A 19,495-nucleotide genomic window follows, 5' to 3' on the forward strand; every position below is an offset into this window, starting at 1 on the left:
CTCCAGACCTCATCTACTGGGCCACAAATCGGTGTTATCAGGAAATTGGTATACTATTAAATACTTTAACTAAATGTATTCAGGAAGTTTATGTCCACCCATCTGGTCTGGTTACGCGCTGATTTACGCCTGCATGACAATCTTGCCCTTGCCGCCGCCTGTCGCGATGCGAATGCACGGGTGCTGGCGCTCTTTGTTGCCACGCCGCAGCAGTGGGCTTTGCACGTTATGGCACCGCGCCAGGCCGCCTACATTGCCGCGCAGTTAAATGCATTGCGGCAGGCGCTGGCGGAGAAAAATATTCCGTTGATTTTTGAAGAAGTGGATGATTTTACCGCGAGCGTAGAGGTGGTGAAAAAGGTCTGCCAGCAGCACGATGTCACGCAGCTTTTCTACAACTACCAATATGAATTTAATGAGCGCGAACGTGATGCGGCGGTAGAACGCGCGCTGGAAGAGACGGTGTGCCAGGGTTTTGATGACAGCGTGATCCTGCCACCGGGATCGGTCACGACCGGCAATCACGAGATGTACAAAGTCTTCACCCCGTATAAAAATGCCTGGCTGCGGCGTGTCCGCGAGCATTTACCGGAATGCGTTCGTGCACCGGCTACACGCAACGCGCCGACGGTGAAAGACGTCGATACCATTACGCTAAATTTCCCGCAACAGCCGTTTGATCCTGCGCTATTCCCGGTTGATGAGAACGCCGCGATTCACCAACTTCGCCAATTCTGCCAGCAGTCGGCGGCGGCGTATGAAGACCAGCGTGATTTCCCGGCGGTTGAAGGCACCAGTCGACTCTCCGCCTGCTTGACCGTAGGCGTGCTTTCGCCGCGTCAGTGTCTGCATCGTTTGCTGGCGGAGCAGCCCGCCGCCCTCGACGGTGGTGCGGGCAGCGTCTGGCTTAACGAGCTTATCTGGCGCGAATTTTATCGTCATCTGATGACCTATAATCCGCGGCTGTGCAAACATCGTCCGTTTATTGACTGGACGGACAATGTGCGCTGGCAAGATGTGCCAGATGCACTAAAGGCCTGGCAAGAGGGGCAAACCGGCTATCCGATAGTGGATGCGGCGATGCGTCAGCTAAACGAAACCGGCTGGATGCATAACCGCCTGCGGATGATCGTGGCCAGCTTCCTGGTCAAAGACCTGCTCGTCGACTGGCGTGAAGGAGAGCGTTATTTTATGTCGCAGCTGGTGGACGGTTGCCTGGCGGCGAACAACGGCGGTTGGCAGTGGGCGGCCTCAACGGGCACCGATGCGGCACCGTATTTTCGTATTTTTAATCCGACCACGCAGGGAGAACGCTTTGATAAAAGCGGGGCGTTTATTCGCCAATGGCTGCCTGAACTGAAAACAGTGCCGGAAAAATTCATTCATCAACCGTGGGCGTGGGCCGATAAGCAGGGGATTAAACTGAACTATCCGCGGCCGATTGTCGATCACGCGAAGGCGAGGGTGGCGACGCTTGCCGCGTATGAATCAGCGAAAAAGCAGAGTGCGTGAAAAGGCGTTGGAGCATTCCCGGCGGCGCTGCGCTTGGCCGGGCTACACTCGAAATGTAGCCCGGCCAAGCAAAGCGACGCCGGGACGGGCACAGACCGCTTATACTTCGGCCGCCAGGCGACGGCTGCGGACTTTAAATGAGTGATAAAGCCAGATGACCAGCACCGCGCCGACGCAGGCCACTGAGCCCCAGGTGATTTGGCTAAACACGTCGATATAAGCGTTAATGGAGTAATCCACCGCGCCCGCCGCATCGAAAGAGGCCTGCGAGGTTTGATCGGCAATCAGGCCAGCCACGTAGTTTGCTACCGCACCTGAGAGCAGCATATAAATACCGGTCAGCACGCCGGTGACGCCGGGGATCTGAATCCGCGTGATCTGTGACATGGCAACCGGGTCGATGAACAGCTCCGCAAAGCCCATTACCGACAGCCCGAGGAGCATCAGCGGCATAGATGAGTGACCGTACGTTGCCGACCAGCGCGCGCTCAGCGTCAGAATACAGAAGCCCGCACTCATCAACCCCAGACCTAGCGCATATTTTCCCCACACGCGCAGATCGCGGTTGCGGGTCACTTGCTCTTTAATCAACCACGCCAGCACCACACCGCACAGCATCACCGCAAAGGCATTTACCGACTGGAACATAGCGGTTGGCACTTCATAACCCAGCACATTGCGGTTTACGAAGCGGTCGATGTACAGGCTGATTGAACTACCGCCCTGTTGCGCGAAGGCCCAGAACAGCAGGCTAAAGAAGGTCAGCACCATAATCAGACGCAGATCTTTACGCTGGTCGCTGGTCTCGGCGCGACGATAAATTCTTGCCAGAACCGCAAGGCCAATAACCGAGGCCACAATCAGGGCATACACCGACCACTCCTGCCAGAACAGCACGGTAATAAACAGCGGTGCAACAACCAGCAGCGCCAGCAGCCAGCCCCAGTTTGGTAGCAGGAAGTTTTTCGCGTGCAGGACTTCTTTATTCACCCCACGGGTGTGAGCGAAGTGGTGACGACCGCTGATGAAAATAACCAAACCGGCCAGCATCCCCACGGCGGCAAGAGTAAAGCCCATCGCCCAGCTATACTGTTCCTGAGCAAAACCGCAGGCAATAGGGGCGATAATAGAGCCCACGTTACCCGCCGCGTACATCAGCGAGAAGCCACCGTCGCGACGTGGGTCGGTCGGTTCATACAACTCGCCCAGCAGGCAGCTCACGTTTGATTTAAACAGCCCATAACCGCAGACAATAATCGCCAGCGACAGATAAAGGAACATAGGCGCCACTTCACTGGCCCCCAGCACCATATGGCCGATGACCATAAGTAGCGCGCCAATCATCACCGCCACGCGGTTACCGAGGACTTTATCCGCCAGGTAGCCGCCCAGAATAGGCGTCACATACACCAGCGAACAGTAGGCGCTGAACAGCTCGTATGCGTGGGTATCGTTATATTTGAGTTGGTTGGTGAGATACAAAATCAGCAGCGCGCGCATGCCGTAGAAACTGAAGTATTCCCAAATTTGCAAAGCCACGACGTAGTAAATCGCCTTAGGCTGTGGTTGTGTTTTATTCATTGCACATCTGACCTCAAACCCTCGGCACGCCATGCTGCGTAAGGTTTTGTTTCGATAATGTAATAATACGATGAAAATCGTATTATCTTTGTAATATGCGGTATGGTTGCATAAATATACATGAAGTTAGTCGCATAAAAACAGCGAAATTGTGTTGCTTAAGCACTAATTGCGCGTATTTAAGCGGTCAAGGTGGAAGCGTGACGAATTGCGTATCGACGCAACGGCCAGAGAACGCTATTTTATTCTGTAGTCACGCCGCAATGGCGAAGGGAGCGATGATGAAAAATACCGAACTAGAACAACTGATTAATGAAAAACTCAACAGCGCCGCCTTTAGCGATTACGCGCCTAACGGCCTGCAAGTTGAAGGGCGCGACACGGTGCAAAAAATTGTCACCGGCGTCACCGCCAGTCAGGCGCTCATTGATGAAGCGGTGCGCCAGCAGGTGGATGCGGTGATCGTGCATCACGGATACTTCTGGAAAGGCGAATCGCCGGTCATTCGCGGAATGAAGCGTAATCGCCTGAAGGCACTGCTGGAAAATGATATCAACCTCTACGGCTGGCATTTACCGCTGGATGCGCATCCTGAGTTAGGCAATAACGCGCAACTGGCGCAATTGCTGGGAATCAATGTGCAAGGCGAGATTGAAGCGCTGGTGCCGTGGGGGGAACTATCGATGCCGGTGTCGGGCCTTGAACTGGCGTCGTGGATTGAGGCGCGTCTGGGCCGCAAGCCGCTGTGGAGCGGCGATACCGGGCCGGATAAGGTTCAGCGTGTCGCCTGGTGTACCGGCGGTGGCCAGGGCTTTATCGATAGCGCGGCACGTTTTGGCGTAGATGCTTTTATTACCGGTGAAGTCTCTGAACAGACGATTCATTCCGCCCGCGAGCAGGGGCTTCATTTTTACGCAGCCGGTCACCACGCGACAGAACGCGGCGGCATTCGCGCATTGAGCGAATGGCTTAACGAAACGACTGACCTGGATGTCACCTTTATTGATATCCCCAACCCGGCCTGATAACGAGGATATAAAGTGCAGCGAGCGCGTTGTTATTTATTAGGCGAGACGGCGGTGGTGCTGGAGCTGGAACCGCCGGTCACGCTGATCACGCAAAAGCGGATCTGGCGTTTAGCCCAGCGTGCGGCCGAAATGCCGGGCGTAGTGGATGCCATTCCGGGAATGAATAATATCACGGTCACCCTGCGCGACCCGCAGGCTCAGGCGCTCGATGCTATTGAGCGTTTGCAGCGCTGGTGGGAAGAGAGCGAAGCGCTGGAGCCTGAATCCAGGTTTATGGAAATACCGGTTGTCTACGGCGGAGAGCATGGCCCGGATCTTGCGAAGGTTGCTGAACTCAGCGGCCTGACGCCAAAACAGGTGGTTGAACTGCATGCCTCGGTAGATTACGTGGTGTGGTTCCTTGGCTTCCAGCCCGGTTTCCCTTATTTAGGCGGGCTGCCGGAGCGGCTGGCTATGCCGCGTCGCGCCGAGCCACGCTTGCAGGTTCCAGCTGGTTCGGTCGGCATTGGCGGGGCGCAAACGGGTATTTATCCGCTGGCCACCCCTGGCGGATGGCAGTTGATCGGGCGCACGCCGCTGGCGCTGTTCGCGCCAAATCGTGACGATCCCGTGTTGCTCCATCCGGGTGATAGCGTGCGTTTTGTTCCGCAAAAGGAGGGAATATGCTGAAGGTTGTCCGTGCCGGAATGTATACCTCGGTACAAGATAGCGGGCGCGACGGATTACGTCAGTCCGGGATTAGCCGCTGCGGAGCGATGGATAAACCCGCGCTGGTGACCGCCAACCTGCTGGTGGGGAACGAGGCCAATGCGGCTGCGCTTGAAATTACGCTGGGGCTGGCGACATTCGAATTTTCCCGCGATGGCTGGTTTGCCCTGACCGGTGCTGGCTGTGAAGCCACGCTTGACGGTGAGGCGGTGTGGAGCGGCTGGCGACACTTTGCCAAAGCGGGCCAGACGTTGACGCTCAACCGTCCACAGCATGGGATCCGCAGCTATCTGGCGCTGGCGGGCGGCATTGATGTTCCGTTGATAATGGGTTCGCGCAGTACCGATTTAAACGTGGGGATTGGCGGGCTTAGCGGGCGGCGTTTACAAGATGGCGACGTGCTGCCGCTGGGTAAGCCGTTACGCACATTCAAGGCGCCGCGCGGGGTGAAACCGCTGATGGCGAGCAATCGCATCCGCGCGTTACCGGGGCCGGAATATCACGAATTTGACGAGGTATCGCAGGAATCACTCTGGCGTTCGCCGTGGTATCTCAGCCCGCAGAGCAACCGTATGGGCTATCGCCTGAGCGGTCAGCCACTCAAGCGCGCTGCCGGTCGTGAACTGCTTTCCCACGGGCTGGTGCCCGGCGTAGTGCAGGTGCCTCATAACGGTCAACCTATTGTACTGATGAATGATGCCCAGACGACCGGTGGTTATCCACGCATTGCCTGCATCATCGAAGCCGATATGTTCCAGCTGGCGCAAATTCCGCTGGGGCAACCAATCCACTTTGTGCGTTGTAGTCTGGAAGAGGCGCTCAAAGCGCGTCACGACCAGCATCGTTATCTCGAACAGCTTGCGTGGCGGCTTGGCGATGATGATTGATCTGAACGCTGACGTCGGCGAGGGCTGCGAAAGCGATGCCGAGCTGTTGACGCTGGTGTCCTCGGCCAATATCGCCTGCGGTTTTCACGCGGGCGATGCACAAACTATGCTCACCTGTGTGCGCGACGCACTAAAAAACGGCGTAGCCATTGGCGCACACCCCAGTTTTCCCGACCGGGAGAACTTTGGCCGTACGGCGATGCAGCTGCCGCCGGAAAGCGTTTATGCCCAGACCTTGTATCAAATTGGCGCGTTGGCTGCCGTGGTGAAGGCCGAAGGCGGTGCGCTGCGGCATGTGAAGCCGCACGGCATGTTATACAACCAGGCAGCGCAGGACGGTGCGCTCGCCGACGCCATCGCCAAAGCGGTTCATGCCTTTGACCCCACGCTGATTCTGGTCGGGTTAGCGGGTAGCGAGCTTATCCGTGCGGCGGTACGCTATCATTTACCCACGCGTGAGGAAGTGTTCGCCGACCGCGGATATCGCGCCGATGGTTCGCTGGTGCCGCGTAGCCTGCCGGGGGCGCTGATTGAAAACGAATCCCAGGCGCTGGCGCAAACGCTGGAGATGGTGCAGCGCGCAAGAGTGCAAAGTATTGATGGCCAGTGGGCACAGGTCAATGCGCAGACCGTTTGCCTGCATGGTGACGGCGAACATGCGCTGGCGTTTGCTCGCCGATTGCGCACCGCCTTTGAAGCGCTCAAGATAGCGGTTTGCGCCTGAACGCTTTTATTAAATTAAGGATATTACCATGCCTGAAGGCCCAGAGATTCGCCGTGCGGCGGATAGCCTGGAAGCGGCTATTAAAGGCAAACCGTTGACCGATGTCTGGTTTGCCTTTCCTGAATTAACGCCCTATATCGCCACGCTCATCGGCCAGCATGTTACCCACGTGGAAACGCGCGGTAAGGCGTTGTTGACCCATTTTTCCGGCGGATTAACCCTCTACAGCCATAATCAGCTTTATGGTGTGTGGCGCGTGGTGAATACCGGTCAGACGCCGGAGACCACGCGCGTGCTGCGCGTGAAATTGCAAACGGCCGATAAAACCATTTTGCTGTATAGCGCTTCGGACATCGAAATGCTGACGCCGGAAATGCTTAAACAGCACCCGTTTTTACTGCGCGTCGGGCCGGATGTGCTTGATATGACGCTTACGCCTGAGGCGGTGAAAGACCGGTTATTGTCAGCGAAGTTTCGCAATCGGCAGTTCTCCGGGCTGCTGCTGGATCAGGCGTTTCTTGCGGGATTGGGAAACTATCTGCGCGTAGAGATCCTGTGGCAGGTGGGGCTTACCGGCAATCATAAGGCCTCGCAGCTTAACGACGAGCAGTTGGATGAGCTTGCGCACGCGCTACTGGATATTCCTCGTCTCTCCTACAACACGCGCGGCAAGGTGGATGATAACAAGCACCACGGCGCGCTGTTCCGCTTCAAGGTATTCCATCGTGAGGGGGAAGCCTGCGAGCGCTGCGGGGGGATTATTGAGAGAACGATGCTGTCGTCGAGACCGTTTTATTGGTGCCCGGGGTGTCAGCGTTAAGCCCGCTTTTCCCGGCGGCGCTGCGCTTGGCCGGGCTACAAAGATGCATGGACGTTGACCGGGGGAGAGCTCGGGGGGCAGCGTTGCGTGGTTTTCCCGGCGGCGCTGCGCTTGGCCGGGCTACAAATGTGCACGGGCGTTGACCGGGGGAGAGCCCGGGGGCAGCGTTGAGTGTGATTTTACCGGCGGCGCTGCGCTTGGCCGGGCTACAAAGGTGCACGGGCGTTGACCGGGGGAGAGCCCGGGGGCAGCGTTGAGTGTGATTTTACCGGCGGCGCTGCGCTTGGCCGGGCTACAAAGGTGCACGGACGTTGACCGGGGGAGAGCCCGGGGTGTCAGCGTTGAGCGTGGTTTTCCCGGCGGCGCTGCGCTTGGCCGGGCTACAAATGTGCGCGGACGTAGCCCGGGCGAGCGTAAGCGACCCCGGGACATAAAAAAAGCGCCCGCAGGCGCTTTTTTTACACAGACCGTCGATTACTTCTTGAGGTCTGATTTGAAATCACGCTGCTCGTAGCCGGTGTACAGCTGGCGAGGACGCGCAATCTTCATGCCGTCGGTGTGCATTTCGTTCCAGTGTGCAATCCAGCCAATCGTACGCGCCATCGCGAAGATAACGGTAAACATGGTAGACGGAATGCCCATCGCTTTGAGGATGATGCCGGAGTAGAAATCGACGTTCGGGTACAGTTTTTTCTCGATGAAGTATGGGTCGTTCAGCGCAATGTGCTCAAGCTCCATGGCCACTTCCAGCAGATCGTCTTTGGTGCCCAGTTCTTTCAACACTTCATGACAGGTTTCACGCATCACGGTGGCACGCGGATCGTAGTTCTTATAAACGCGGTGACCGAAGCCCATCAGGCGGAAGGAGTCATTCTTGTCTTTCGCACGACGCACGAACTCAGGAATATGCTCAACGGAGCTTATCTCTTCGAGCATTTTCAGGGCCGCTTCGTTAGCGCCACCGTGTGCTGGCCCCCACAGAGAGGCGATGCCCGCAGCGATACAGGCGAACGGGTTAGCGCCGCTTGAACCGGCGGTACGCACGGTAGAGGTTGAGGCGTTCTGCTCGTGGTCAGCATGCAGGATCAAAATACGATCCATCGCGCGTTCCAGCACCGGATTCACTTCATAATCTTCACACGGCGTGGCGAACATCATGCGCAGGAAATTACCGGCGTAGGAGAGATCATTACGCGGATAAACGAACGGCTGACCAATCGAGTATTTGTAACACATCGCCGCCATGGTTGGCATTTTGGACAGCAGGCGGAAGGCGGCAATTTCACGATGGCGTGGGTTATTCACATCCAGTGAGTCGTGATAGAACGCGGCCAGCGCACCGGTAATCCCGCACATCACCGCCATTGGGTGAGAGTCGCGACGGAACGCGTGGAACAGACGGGTGATCTGCTCGTGGATCATGGTATGGCGAGTGACGGTGGTGGTGAATTCGGTAAATTCAGCCTGAGTTGGTTTTTCACCGTACAGCAGGATGTAGCACACTTCGAGGTAGTTAGACTCGGTGGCTAACTGGTCGATTGGGAAGCCACGGTGCAGCAGGATCCCTTCATCACCATCAATAAAAGTAATTTTAGATTCGCAAGATGCGGTTGAGGTAAAACCAGGGTCAAAGGTAAAAATGCCTTTCGAACCAAGACTACGGATATCAATAACATCCTGACCGAGCGTACCTTTTAGCACATCAAGTTCAATAGCATTCTCACCGGTTACAGTGATTTTTGCCTTTGTATCAGCCATTTACGGTCTCCTTAGCGCCTTTTTGCTTAAGACTGCTGGATGCCGGATTTGCAATTCAAAACATATTTCGACGTTGCCTGTTTGTTATTTGGCTCACGACTCTGTTGAAGTAATAAAGCAAGGGTACAGAGCAAGGGCGCTTGACGGTACACGTCTAATCTACACTGAAACAACAGCAAATCAGGGTCTTAGCAATCCGATGATTCAAACCTGAACAACACTAATAACTGTCCTGATAGGTTAGGTCAACTCCATCACACTGTTACATAACTTATTATCAGGTGAAAGAGTGACCCCATAACTTTTGAGCATTATATGCCTTATCAGGTAATGGTTGTAACAATAATGTTTAATATTTGTCAAATCACGTGGTTAATTTTTAAATAATTGTTTTAATCGTGAGCATGATCACTGTTCTGCATAAAACCGGACAAACTATATGTAGGTTAATTGTAATGATTTTGTGAACGGCCTATACTGCCGCCAGGTCTCCGGAATACCCTGCAATCCCGAGCCACCCAGCGTTGCAACGTGTCGATTTAGCATCTGTGAGCAGATTTAACCATGACGCGAAGTTATAGAAAGGACGCTGCTTGACCCGCCTGCGGACCGGAGGAAGGAAATAATAAGAACAGCATGTGGGCGTTATTCATGATAAGAAATGTGAAAAAACAAAGACCTGTCAATCTGGATTTGACAACAATCCGGTTCCCTATCACAGCGATAGCGTCCATTCTCCATCGCGTATCCGGTGTGATTACGTTTGTGGCGGTCGGTATTTTGCTGTGGCTGCTGGGCACCAGTCTTTCCTCCCCGGAAGGCTTCCTGACTGCTTCTTCCATCATGGGCGGCTTCTTCGCCAAATTCATTATGTGGGGCATCCTGACTGCGCTGGCGTATCACGCGGTGGTGGGTATTCGTCACGTGTTAATGGATTTTGGTTACATTGAAGAAACGCTGGAAGCCGGTAAGCGCTCCGCGATGATCTCTTTTGTTATTACTGTCGTGCTTTCAATTCTTGCAGGAGTCCTCGTATGGTAAGCAACGCCTCAGCATTAGGACGCAACGGCGTACATGACTTCATCCTGGTCCGCGCCACTGCCATTGTCCTCACGCTCTACATTATCTATATGGTTGGCTTCTTCGCGGTAACGGGTGACGTCACGTGGGAAGTCTGGAGTGGTTTCTTCGCCTCTGCGTTCACCAAAGTGTTCACCTTGCTGGCTCTGTTCTCAATCTTGATTCATGCCTGGATTGGCATGTGGCAGGTGTTAACCGACTACGTTAAACCGCTGGCCCTGCGCCTGACGCTGCAACTGCTGATTGTTGTTGCATTGCTGGTTTACGTTATCTATGGATTTGTTGTGGTGTGGGGTGTGTGATGAAACTGCCAGTCAGAGAATTTGATGCTGTTGTGATTGGGGCCGGTGGCGCAGGTATGCGCGCGGCGCTGCAAATTTCCCAGAGCGGACAAACCTGTGCGCTACTGTCTAAAGTCTTCCCGACCCGTTCCCATACCGTTTCAGCGCAAGGTGGTATCACCGTAGCGCTCGGTAATACCCATGAAGATAACTGGGAATGGCACATGTACGACACCGTAAAAGGGTCGGACTACATCGGTGACCAGGACGCGATTGAATATATGTGTAAAACCGGCCCGGAAGCGATTCTGGAGCTGGATCATATGGGTCTACCGTTCTCCCGTCTTGATGACGGTACTATCTATCAACGTCCGTTTGGCGGCCAGTCGAAAAACTTCGGCGGCGAGCAGGCGGCACGTACCGCAGCGGCGGCTGACCGTACCGGTCATGCGCTTTTGCACACGCTGTATCAGCAAAACCTGAAAAACCACACCACAATTTTTTCTGAGTGGTACGCGCTGGATCTGGTGAAAAACGCCGATGGCGCGGTGGTCGGTTGTACCGCCCTGTGTATCGAAACCGGTGAAGTGGTGTACTTCAAAGCCCGCGCTACCGTGCTGGCAACCGGCGGCGCAGGCCGTATTTACCAGTCTACGACGAACGCGCATATCAACACCGGTGACGGCGTGGGTATGGCTATCCGTGCCGGTGTGCCGGTGCAGGATATGGAAATGTGGCAGTTCCACCCAACCGGTATTGCCGGGGCAGGGGTTCTGGTCACCGAAGGTTGCCGTGGTGAAGGCGGTTACCTGCTGAACAAACACGGCGAGCGCTTTATGGAGCGTTACGCCCCGAATGCGAAAGACCTGGCGGGTCGTGACGTGGTGGCGCGTTCCATCATGATCGAAATCCGTGAAGGTCGCGGCTGCGACGGCCCGTGGGGCCCGCACGCGAAGCTGAAACTCGACCACCTGGGTAAAGAGGTTCTGGAATCCCGTCTGCCGGGTATCCTGGAACTCTCCCGTACCTTTGCTCACGTTGACCCGGTTAAAGAACCGATTCCGGTCATCCCAACCTGCCACTACATGATGGGCGGTATTCCGACCAAAGTAAGCGGCCAGGCGCTGACCGTGAACGAGCAGGGTGAAGATGTGGTGATTCCTGGCCTGTTTGCCGTCGGTGAAATCGCCTGCGTATCGGTGCACGGCGCTAACCGTCTGGGCGGTAACTCGCTGCTTGACCTGGTGGTGTTCGGTCGTGCGGTCGGTCTGCATCTGCAAGAGTCTATCGCTGAACAGGGCGATCTGCGCGAAGCAACCGAAGAAGAAATCGACGCTTCTCTGGAACGCCTGAACCGCTGGAACGGTAATCGTAACGGCGAAGATCCGGTCGAGATCCGTAAAGCACTGCAAGAATGTATGCAGCATAACTTCTCGGTATTCCGTGAAGGCGATGCGATGGCGAAAGGTCTTGAACAGCTGAAAGCGATTCGCGAGCGCCTGAAAAACGCCCGTCTGGATGACACTTCCAGCGAGTTCAACACCCAGCGCGTTGAGTGCCTGGAACTGGATAACCTGATGGAAACCGCTTACGCCACCGCGGTGTCGGCGAACTTCCGTACTGAAAGCCGTGGCGCGCATAGCCGCTTCGACTTCCCGGATCGTGATGATGAAAACTGGCTGTGCCATTCCCTGTATCTGCCAGAGTCGGAAACTATGACGCGTCGTAACGTCAATATGGAACCGAAACTGCGTCCGGCATTCCCGCCGAAGATTCGTACTTACTAATGCGGAGACAGGACAATGAAACTCGAATTCTCAGTTTATCGTTATAACCCGGACGTAGACGATGCTCCGCGCATGCAGGATTACACCCTGGAAGCGGAAGAAGGTCGTGACATGATGCTGCTTGATGCGCTGATGCAGCTCAAAGAGAAAGACCCGTCGCTGTCGTTCCGTCGCTCTTGCCGTGAAGGGGTTTGTGGCTCCGACGGCCTGAACATGAACGGCAAAAATGGCCTGGCATGTATCACGCCAATCTCGGCATTAAATCAGCCGGGCAAGAAAATTGTTATCCGTCCACTGCCCGGTTTGCCGGTTATCCGCGATTTGGTGGTAGACATGGGGCAATTCTATGCACAATATGAGAAGATTAAGCCTTACTTATTGAATAATGGGCAAAATCCTCCGGCTCGTGAGCATCTGCAGATGCCAGAGCAGCGTGAGAAGCTCGACGGTTTGTACGAGTGTATTCTCTGCGCATGTTGCTCGACGTCTTGCCCGTCGTTCTGGTGGAACCCGGATAAGTTTATCGGCCCGGCCGGTCTGCTGGCGGCGTATCGCTTCCTGATTGACAGCCGCGATACCGAAACCGACAGCCGCCTTGAGGGATTAAGTGACGCTTTCAGCGTATTCCGCTGCCATAGCATCATGAACTGCGTCAGTGTATGTCCTAAGGGGCTGAACCCGACGCGCGCCATCGGCCATATTAAGTCGATGCTGCTGCAACGTAGTGCATAAGTAGTGGTTGCCGGATGGCGACGTAAACGTCTTATCCGGCCTACAGGGCACATCCCCCGTAGGCCTGATAAGCGCAGCGCCATCAGGCAATACAGCAGTACAGGAAATCTCTAAAAACTGCCATATAAGTAGCCCGGCCGAGCGTAGCGACGCCGGGGAACCCCCGGAGTCGGCGCTACCGCACCTCGTCCGGGCTACCTAATCGGGATGATTAGACAGTTTTTAAAGGTTCCTTAGCGGACGCAGAAAACACGACAGTCCGCAACAGGTGAACCCCGGCACGCACAGCGGTGTGCGTGGTAGTATCCACGGCGAAGTAAGCATAAAATGCTTAAGGGATCACGATGCAGAACAGCGCTTTGAAAGCCTGGTTGGACTCTTCTTACCTCTCTGGCTCTAACCAGAGCTGGATAGAACAGCTCTATGAAGACTTCTTAACCGACCCTGACTCGGTAGACGCTAACTGGCGTTCGACGTTCCAGCAGTTACCTGGCACCGGAGTCAAACCGGATCAACTCCATTCAACAACACGTGATTATTTCCGTCGTCTCGCGAAGGATGCCTCACGTTACTCTTCCTCTATTTCCGATCCTGATGCGAACGCGAAGCAGGTCAAAGTCCTGCAGCTTATCAACGCCTATCGCTTCCGTGGTCACCAGCATGCGATCCTCGACCCGTTAGGGCTGTGGAAACAAGATATCGTCGCTGATTTGGATCCTGCTTTCCACGATCTGACGGAAGCTGATTTCCAGGAAACCTTTAACGTCGGTTCCTTTGCTATCGGCAAAGAAACGATGAAGCTGGGTGAACTGATTGATGCGCTCAAGCAGACCTACTGCGGCCATATCGGCGCGGAATACATGCACATTACCAGCACCGAAGAAAAACGTTGGATTCAGCAGCGTTTTGAAGCGGGGCACGCCACATTTAGCGCTGAGGAAAAGACACGTTTCCTGAGCGAACTGACCGCAGCTGAAGGTCTGGAACGTTACCTGGGCGCGAAATTCCCGGGCGCTAAACGCTTCTCGCTGGAAGGCGGCGATGCGCTGGTGCCAATGCTCAAAGAGATGATTCGCCATGCCGGTAAGAGCGGCACGCGTGAAGTGGTGCTGGGTATGGCGCACCGCGGTCGTTTGAACGTCCTGATTAACGTCCTCGGCAAACAGTCTCAAGAGCTGTTCGACGAGTTCTCCGGCAAACATAAAGAACACCTCGGCACCGGTGACGTGAAGTACCACATGGGCTTCTCTTCTGACATCGAAACCGAAGGCGGCCTGGTTCACCTGGCGCTGGCGTTTAACCCGTCGCACCTGGAAATCGTTAGCCCGGTGGTTATCGGTTCCGTTCGCGCTCGTCTTGACCGTCTGGAAAAACCAAGCATCAATCAGGTTCTGCCAATTACCATTCACGGTGATGCGGCGGTAGCGGGTCAGGGCGTGGTTCAGGAAACCCTGAACATGTCGAAAGCGCGCGGTTATGAAGTTGGCGGTACGGTGCGTATCGTCATTAACAACCAGGTGGGTTTCACTACTTCCAACCCGCTGGATGCGCGCTCGACGCCGTACTGTACCGATATCGGTAAGATGGTGATGGCGCCAATCTTCCACGTGAACGCGGATGACCCGGAAGCGGTCGCTTTCGTTACCCGTCTGGCGCTGGACTTCCGTAATACCTTCAAACGCGATGTGTTCATCGATCTGGTCTGCTATCGCCGTCACGGCCACAACGAAGCCGACGAGCCGAGTGCAACTCAGCCGCTGATGTATCAGAAAATCAAAAAGCATCCGACCCCACGCAAAATCTACGCTGACAAGCTGGAAGCGGAGAAAGTCGCGACGCTTGAAGACGCAACCGAGATGGTTAACCTGTATCGCGATGCGCTCGACGCGGGCGAATGCGTGGTGAAAGAGTGGCGTCCGATGAACCTGCACTCCTTTACCTGGTCGCCGTACCTCAACCACGAGTGGGATGAGAGCTACCCGAACAAGGTTGATATGAAGCGCTTGCAGGAGCTGGCTACCCGTATCAGTACCATTCCTGACGCAATTGAAATGCAGTCACGCGTGGCGAAAATCTACGGCGACCGTCAGTCAATGGCCACGGGCGAGAAATTGTTCGACTGGGGCGGCGCGGAAAACCTGGCGTATGCCACGCTGGTTGATGAAGGCGTACCGGTGCGTCTGTCCGGCGAAGATGCGGGGCGCGGAACCTTCTTCCACCGTCACGCGGTCATTCACAACCAGACTAACGGTTCTACCTATACGCCGCTGCAACATGTCCACAACGGTCAGGGCGACTTCAAAGTCTGGGACTCCGTACTGTCTGAAGAAGCGGTACTGGCCTTTGAATACGGCTATGCCACGGCTGAACCGCGTACGCTGACCATCTGGGAAGCGCAGTTTGGCGACTTCGCCAACGGTGCGCAGGTGGTGATTGACCAGTTCATCTCCTCCGGCGAGCAGAAATGGGGCCGTATGTGCGGTCTGGTGATGCTGCTGCCGCACGGCTACGAAGGGCAGGGGCCGGAGCACTCCTCCGCGCGTCTGGAACGTTATCTGCAGCTTTGCGCGCAGCAAAACATGCAGGTTTGCGTGCCATCAACCCCAGCTCAGGTTTATCACATGCTGCGTCGTCAGGCGCTGCGCGGGATGCGTCGTCCGCTGGTGGTGATGTCTCCTAAATCTCTGCTGCGTCATCCGCTGGCGGTATCTTCTCTCGACGAACTGGCGAACGGCACCTTTATGCCGGCCATCGGCGAGATTGATGAACTGGATCCGCAGGCGGTGAAACGCGTTGTGCTGTGTTCGGGTAAGGTGTACTACGACCTGCTGGAACAGCGCCGCAAAAACGATCAAAAAGATGTCGCTATCGTGCGTATCGAACAGCTGTATCCGTTCCCGCACCACGCAGTACAAGAAGCATTAAAACCATTTACTCACGTGCACGATTTTGTCTGGTGTCAGGAAGAGCCCCTCAACCAGGGCGCATGGTACTGCAGCCAGCATCATTTCCGTGATGTGATTCCATTTGGGTCTGCTCTGCGTTACGCAGGTCGCCCAGCCTCCGCCTCGCCGGCGGTAGGGTATATGTCTGTTCACCAGAAGCAACAACAAGATCTGGTCAATGACGCGCTGAACGTCGATTAATTAAGGATACAAAATGAGTAGCGTAGATATTCTGGTTCCCGACCTGCCTGAATCCGTAGCGGATGCTACCGTGGCAACCTGGCATAAAAAACCTGGCGATGCGGTTGTTCGTGATGAAGTGCTGGTAGAAATCGAAACTGACAAAGTGGTACTGGAAGTACCGGCGTCGGCGGATGGCATTCTGGATGCCGTTCTGGAAGATGAAGGTACGACCGTCACCTCCCGTCAGATCCTGGGTCGCCTGCGTGAAGGCAACAGCGGTGGTAAAGAAACCAGCGCGAAATCTGAAAGCAAAGAGTCTACCCCGGCTCAGCGCCAACAGGCTTCACTAACCGAGCAGAACAACGATGCACTGAGCCCAGCGATCCGTCGTCTGTTGGCTGAGCACAACCTCGATGCCAACGCGATCAAAGGCTCGGGTGTGGGTGGTCGTCTGACCCGTGAAGATGTTGAGAAACATCTGGCGAAAGCACCGGCGAAAGCACCGGCGAAAGCTGAAGCGGCACCAGCAGCAGCCGCTGCACCGGTTGCACCGCTGGCGGGCCGTTCTGAGAAACGCGTTCCAATGACCCGTCTGCGCAAGCGCGTTGCCGAGCGTCTGCTGGAAGCGAAAAACTCTACCGCCATGCTGACGACCTTCAACGAAGTCAACATGAAGCCAATCATGGATCTGCGTAAGCAGTACGGTGACGCGTTTGAAAAACGTCACGGCATCCGTCTGGGCTTTATGTCGTTCTACGTGAAAGCGGTAGTTGAAGCGCTAAAACGCTACCCGGAAGTGAACGCGTCAATTGATGGCGACGATGTGGTTTATCACAACTATTTCGATGTGAGCATGGCGGTTTCTACCCCGCGTGGTCTGGTGACGCCAGTGCTGCGTGATGTGGATGCGCTGGGCATGGCTGATATTGAAAAGAACATCAAAACGCTGGCCCTGAAAGGCCGTGACGGCAAGCTGACCGTCGAAGACCTGACCGGCGGTAACTTCACCATTACCAACGGCGGCGTATTTGGTTCCCTGATGTCTACCCCGATTATCAACCCGCCTCAGAGCGCGATTCTGGGTATGCATGCCATTAAAGACCGTCCAATGGCGGTAGATGGCAAAGTGGAAATTCTGCCAATGATGTACCTGGCGTTGTCCTACGACCACCGTCTGATCGATGGACGCGAGTCTGTAGGCTTCCTGGTGGCCATCAAAGAGTTGCTGGAAGATCCAACCCGTCTGTTGCTGGACGTGTAGTAAATAAGAGTATCACCTGCCTGTAGGCCGGGTAAGGCGTTCACGCCGCCATCCGGCGTTGATGCAATGCCTGATGGCGGCGCTAGCGCGCCTTATCAGGCCTACGGTTTAAGATAATGATTACCTGAAGGATGGATAGAACACATGAACTTACATGAATATCAGGCAAAACAACTCTTTGCCCGCTATGGCTTACCGGCTCCGGTGGGTTATGCCTGTACTACTCCGCGCGAAGCAGAAGAAGCCGCTTCAAAAATCGGCGCTGGCCCGTGGGTAGTGAAATGTCAGGTTCACGCTGGTGGCCGCGGTAAAGCGGGCGGTGTGAAGGTCGTTAACTCCAAAGAAGACATCCGCGCTTTCGCTGAGCATTGGCTGGGTAAACGTCTGGTGACCTATCAGACAGATGCGCACGGTCAGCCGGTTAACCAGATTCTGGTTGAAGCCGCGACCGACATCGGTAAAGAACTGTACCTGGGCGCGGTTGTTGACCGTAGCTCCCGTCGCGTGGTGTTCATGGCGTCTACCGAAGGCGGCGTGGAAATTGAAAAAGTGGCGGAAGAAACCCCGCACCTGATCCACAAAGTTGCGCTCGATCCGCTGGCCGGTCCTATGCCTTATCAGGGTCGTGAACTGGCGTTCAAACTGGGTCTGGAAGGTAAACAGGTTCAGCAGTTCACCAAGATCTTCATGGGTCTGGCGACTATCTTCCTTGAGCGCGATCTGGCGCTGATTGAAATTAACCCGCTGGTTGTCACCAAGCAGGGCGATCTTATCTGCCTCGACGGCAAACTGGGCGCTGACGGCAACGCACTGTTCCGCCAGGCTGATCTGCGTGAAATGCGCGACCAGTCTCAGGAAGATCCACGTGAAGCGCAGGCTGCACAGTGGGAACTGAACTACGTTGCTCTCGACGGCAACATCGGCTGTATGGTTAACGGTGCGGGCCTGGCAATGGGCACCATGGACATCGTGAAACTGCACGGCGGCGAACCGGCTAACTTCCTCGACGTTGGCGGCGGCGCGACCAAAGAGCGCGTAACCGAAGCATTCAAAATCATCCTGTCAGATGACAACGTGAAAGCGGTTCTGGTGAACATCTTCGGCGGTATCGTCCGCTGTGATCTGATTGCTGACGGTATCATCGGCGCAGTCGCAGAAGTGGGCGTTAACGTCCCGGTTGTCGTTCGTCTGGAAGGCAACAACGCCGAACTCGGCGCGAAAAAATTGGCTGACAGCGGCCTGAATATTATTGCAGCAAAAAGTCTGACGGACGCAGCACAGCAGGTTGTCGCCGCAGTGGAGGGGAAATAATGTCCATTTTAATCGATAAAAACACCAAGGTTATCTGCCAGGGCTTCACCGGTAGCCAGGGTTCTTTCCACTCCGAACAGGCGATTGCTTACGGTACGCAGATGGTTGGCGGCGTGACTCCAGGCAAAGGCGGCACCACTCACCTGGGCCTGCCAGTATTTAACACCGTGCGTGAAGCGGTAGAAGCGACGGGCGCAACCGCGACCGTTATCTACGTTCCAGCACCGTTCTGCAAAGACTCCATTCTGGAAGCTATCGATGCGGGCATCAAACTGATTATCACCATCACCGAAGGCATCCCAACGCTTGATATGCTGACCGTGAAAGTGAAACTGGATGAAGCTGGCGTACGCATGATCGGCCCGAACTGTCCGGGCGTTATCACCCCAGGCGAATGCAAAATCGGCATCATGCCGGGTCACATTCACAAGCCGGGTAAAGTGGGTATTGTTTCCCGTTCCGGTACCCTGACCTATGAAGCGGTTAAGCAGACCACCGATTACGGTTTCGGCCAGTCCACCTGTGTGGGCATCGGCGGTGACCCGATCCCGGGCTCTAACTTTATCGATATCCTGAAGCTGTTCCAGGAAGATCCGCAGACTGAAGCGATCGTGATGATCGGGGAAATCGGCGGTAGCGCAGAAGAAGAAGCGGCTGCGTACATCAAAGAACACGTGACTAAACCGGTTGTCGGCTACATTGCCGGCGTTACCGCGCCGAAAGGTAAGCGTATGGGCCACGCAGGCGCCATCATCGCAGGCGGTAAAGGGACTGCAGACGAGAAGTTTGCTGCTCTGGAAGCGGCTGGCGTGAAAACCGTTCGCAGCCTGGCCGACATTGGCGAAGCGCTGAAGTCAGTCATCAAGTAATCCTCTCTGCTCCCTCATGAATTCCCGC

General features: G+C 55.4%; 16 protein-coding genes. 14 read left to right on the top strand and 2 right to left on the bottom strand.

The features are described 5' to 3' along the window. Window positions 1-90 precede the first annotated feature (90 nt). Window positions 91-1,512, top strand: coding sequence for a deoxyribodipyrimidine photo-lyase (gene phrB, locus ACIPDS_RS13580; RefSeq protein WP_400736639.1), 1,422 nt, complete (start codon window positions 91-93; stop codon window positions 1,510-1,512). Between the two features lie 99 nt (window positions 1,513-1,611). On the opposite strand, the gene dtpD is transcribed toward phrB, so the two are convergent. Continuing rightward, complete coding sequence (gene dtpD, locus ACIPDS_RS13585; protein ID WP_400736642.1) at window positions 1,612-3,093, bottom strand: dipeptide permease DtpD; 1,482 nt, start codon at window positions 3,091-3,093, stop codon at window positions 1,612-1,614. Between the two features lie 281 nt (window positions 3,094-3,374). Between dtpD and ACIPDS_RS13590 the strand changes: the two genes are divergently transcribed. From ACIPDS_RS13590 to nei, 5 genes are read left to right on the top strand one after another with little or no spacing between them, the layout of a single operon-like run. Then, window positions 3,375-4,118, top strand: coding sequence for a type 2 GTP cyclohydrolase I (locus tag ACIPDS_RS13590; protein WP_400736770.1), 744 nt, complete (start codon window positions 3,375-3,377; stop codon window positions 4,116-4,118). 15 nt (window positions 4,119-4,133) lie between these two features. Next, complete coding sequence (gene pxpB / locus ACIPDS_RS13595; RefSeq protein WP_400736645.1) at window positions 4,134-4,790, top strand: 5-oxoprolinase subunit PxpB; 657 nt, start codon at window positions 4,134-4,136, stop codon at window positions 4,788-4,790. Beyond that, window positions 4,784-5,716 carry a 5-oxoprolinase subunit PxpC gene (pxpC, locus tag ACIPDS_RS13600; RefSeq protein ID WP_166514877.1) on the top strand — a complete coding sequence of 311 codons (933 nt, stop codon included), beginning with the start codon at window positions 4,784-4,786 and terminating at the stop codon, window positions 5,714-5,716. Before pxpB ends, pxpC begins: the two co-directional genes overlap by 7 nt. Further along, window positions 5,706-6,440: a 5-oxoprolinase subunit PxpA gene (pxpA, locus tag ACIPDS_RS13605; protein ID WP_400736649.1), complete on the top strand. Its 735-nt coding sequence runs from the start codon at window positions 5,706-5,708 to the stop codon at window positions 6,438-6,440. Before pxpC ends, pxpA begins: the two co-directional genes overlap by 11 nt. A 28-nt stretch (window positions 6,441-6,468) precedes the next feature. Continuing rightward, window positions 6,469-7,260: an endonuclease VIII gene (gene nei, locus ACIPDS_RS13610; protein WP_400736652.1), complete on the top strand. Its 792-nt coding sequence runs from the start codon at window positions 6,469-6,471 to the stop codon at window positions 7,258-7,260. Between the two features lie 474 nt (window positions 7,261-7,734). Here the strand turns inward: nei and ACIPDS_RS13615 are convergent, their stop codons facing one another. Next, the gene (locus tag ACIPDS_RS13615; RefSeq protein ID WP_166514880.1) at window positions 7,735-9,018 is read right to left on the bottom strand and encodes a citrate synthase; all 1,284 of its coding nucleotides are present in this window, start codon (window positions 9,016-9,018) and stop codon (window positions 7,735-7,737) included. A gap of 636 nt (window positions 9,019-9,654) precedes the next feature. Between ACIPDS_RS13615 and sdhC the strand changes: the two genes are divergently transcribed. From sdhC to sucD, 8 genes are all read left to right on the top strand, one after another. Then, the gene (gene sdhC / locus ACIPDS_RS13620; RefSeq protein ID WP_166514881.1) at window positions 9,655-10,059 is read left to right on the top strand and encodes a succinate dehydrogenase cytochrome b556 subunit; all 405 of its coding nucleotides are present in this window, start codon (window positions 9,655-9,657) and stop codon (window positions 10,057-10,059) included. Then, window positions 10,053-10,400: a succinate dehydrogenase membrane anchor subunit gene (gene sdhD, locus ACIPDS_RS13625; protein ID WP_153743392.1), complete on the top strand. Its 348-nt coding sequence runs from the start codon at window positions 10,053-10,055 to the stop codon at window positions 10,398-10,400. Before sdhC ends, sdhD begins: the two co-directional genes overlap by 7 nt. Then, entirely contained in the window at window positions 10,400-12,166 is a 1,767-nt protein-coding gene (gene sdhA, locus ACIPDS_RS13630; protein WP_166514882.1) for a succinate dehydrogenase flavoprotein subunit, read from the top strand. Before sdhD ends, sdhA begins: the two co-directional genes overlap by 1 nt. Before the next feature lie 15 nt (window positions 12,167-12,181). After that, entirely contained in the window at window positions 12,182-12,898 is a 717-nt protein-coding gene (sdhB, locus tag ACIPDS_RS13635; protein WP_035892722.1) for a succinate dehydrogenase iron-sulfur subunit SdhB, read from the top strand. A gap of 344 nt (window positions 12,899-13,242) precedes the next feature. After that, window positions 13,243-16,044 carry a 2-oxoglutarate dehydrogenase E1 component gene (gene sucA, locus ACIPDS_RS13640; protein ID WP_400736659.1) on the top strand — a complete coding sequence of 934 codons (2,802 nt, stop codon included), beginning with the start codon at window positions 13,243-13,245 and terminating at the stop codon, window positions 16,042-16,044. A 13-nt stretch (window positions 16,045-16,057) separates the two neighbouring features. Next, window positions 16,058-17,287 (top strand): 2-oxoglutarate dehydrogenase complex dihydrolipoyllysine-residue succinyltransferase, encoded by a 1,230-nt coding sequence (odhB, locus tag ACIPDS_RS13645; protein ID WP_400736662.1) that lies wholly within the window; start codon window positions 16,058-16,060, stop codon window positions 17,285-17,287. 144 nt (window positions 17,288-17,431) lie between these two features. After that, a complete protein-coding gene (gene sucC / locus ACIPDS_RS13650; RefSeq protein ID WP_003022927.1) occupies window positions 17,432-18,598 on the top strand; it encodes an ADP-forming succinate--CoA ligase subunit beta in 1,167 nt (388 codons plus the stop codon). Further along, window positions 18,598-19,467: a succinate--CoA ligase subunit alpha gene (gene sucD, locus ACIPDS_RS13655; RefSeq protein ID WP_166514885.1), complete on the top strand. Its 870-nt coding sequence runs from the start codon at window positions 18,598-18,600 to the stop codon at window positions 19,465-19,467. Before sucC ends, sucD begins: the two co-directional genes overlap by 1 nt. Window positions 19,468-19,495 lie beyond the last annotated feature (28 nt).

Source organism: Kluyvera sp. NPDC087067 (genome assembly GCF_044745165.1).
In the GTDB taxonomy this organism is placed as follows: domain Bacteria; phylum Pseudomonadota; class Gammaproteobacteria; order Enterobacterales; family Enterobacteriaceae; genus Kluyvera.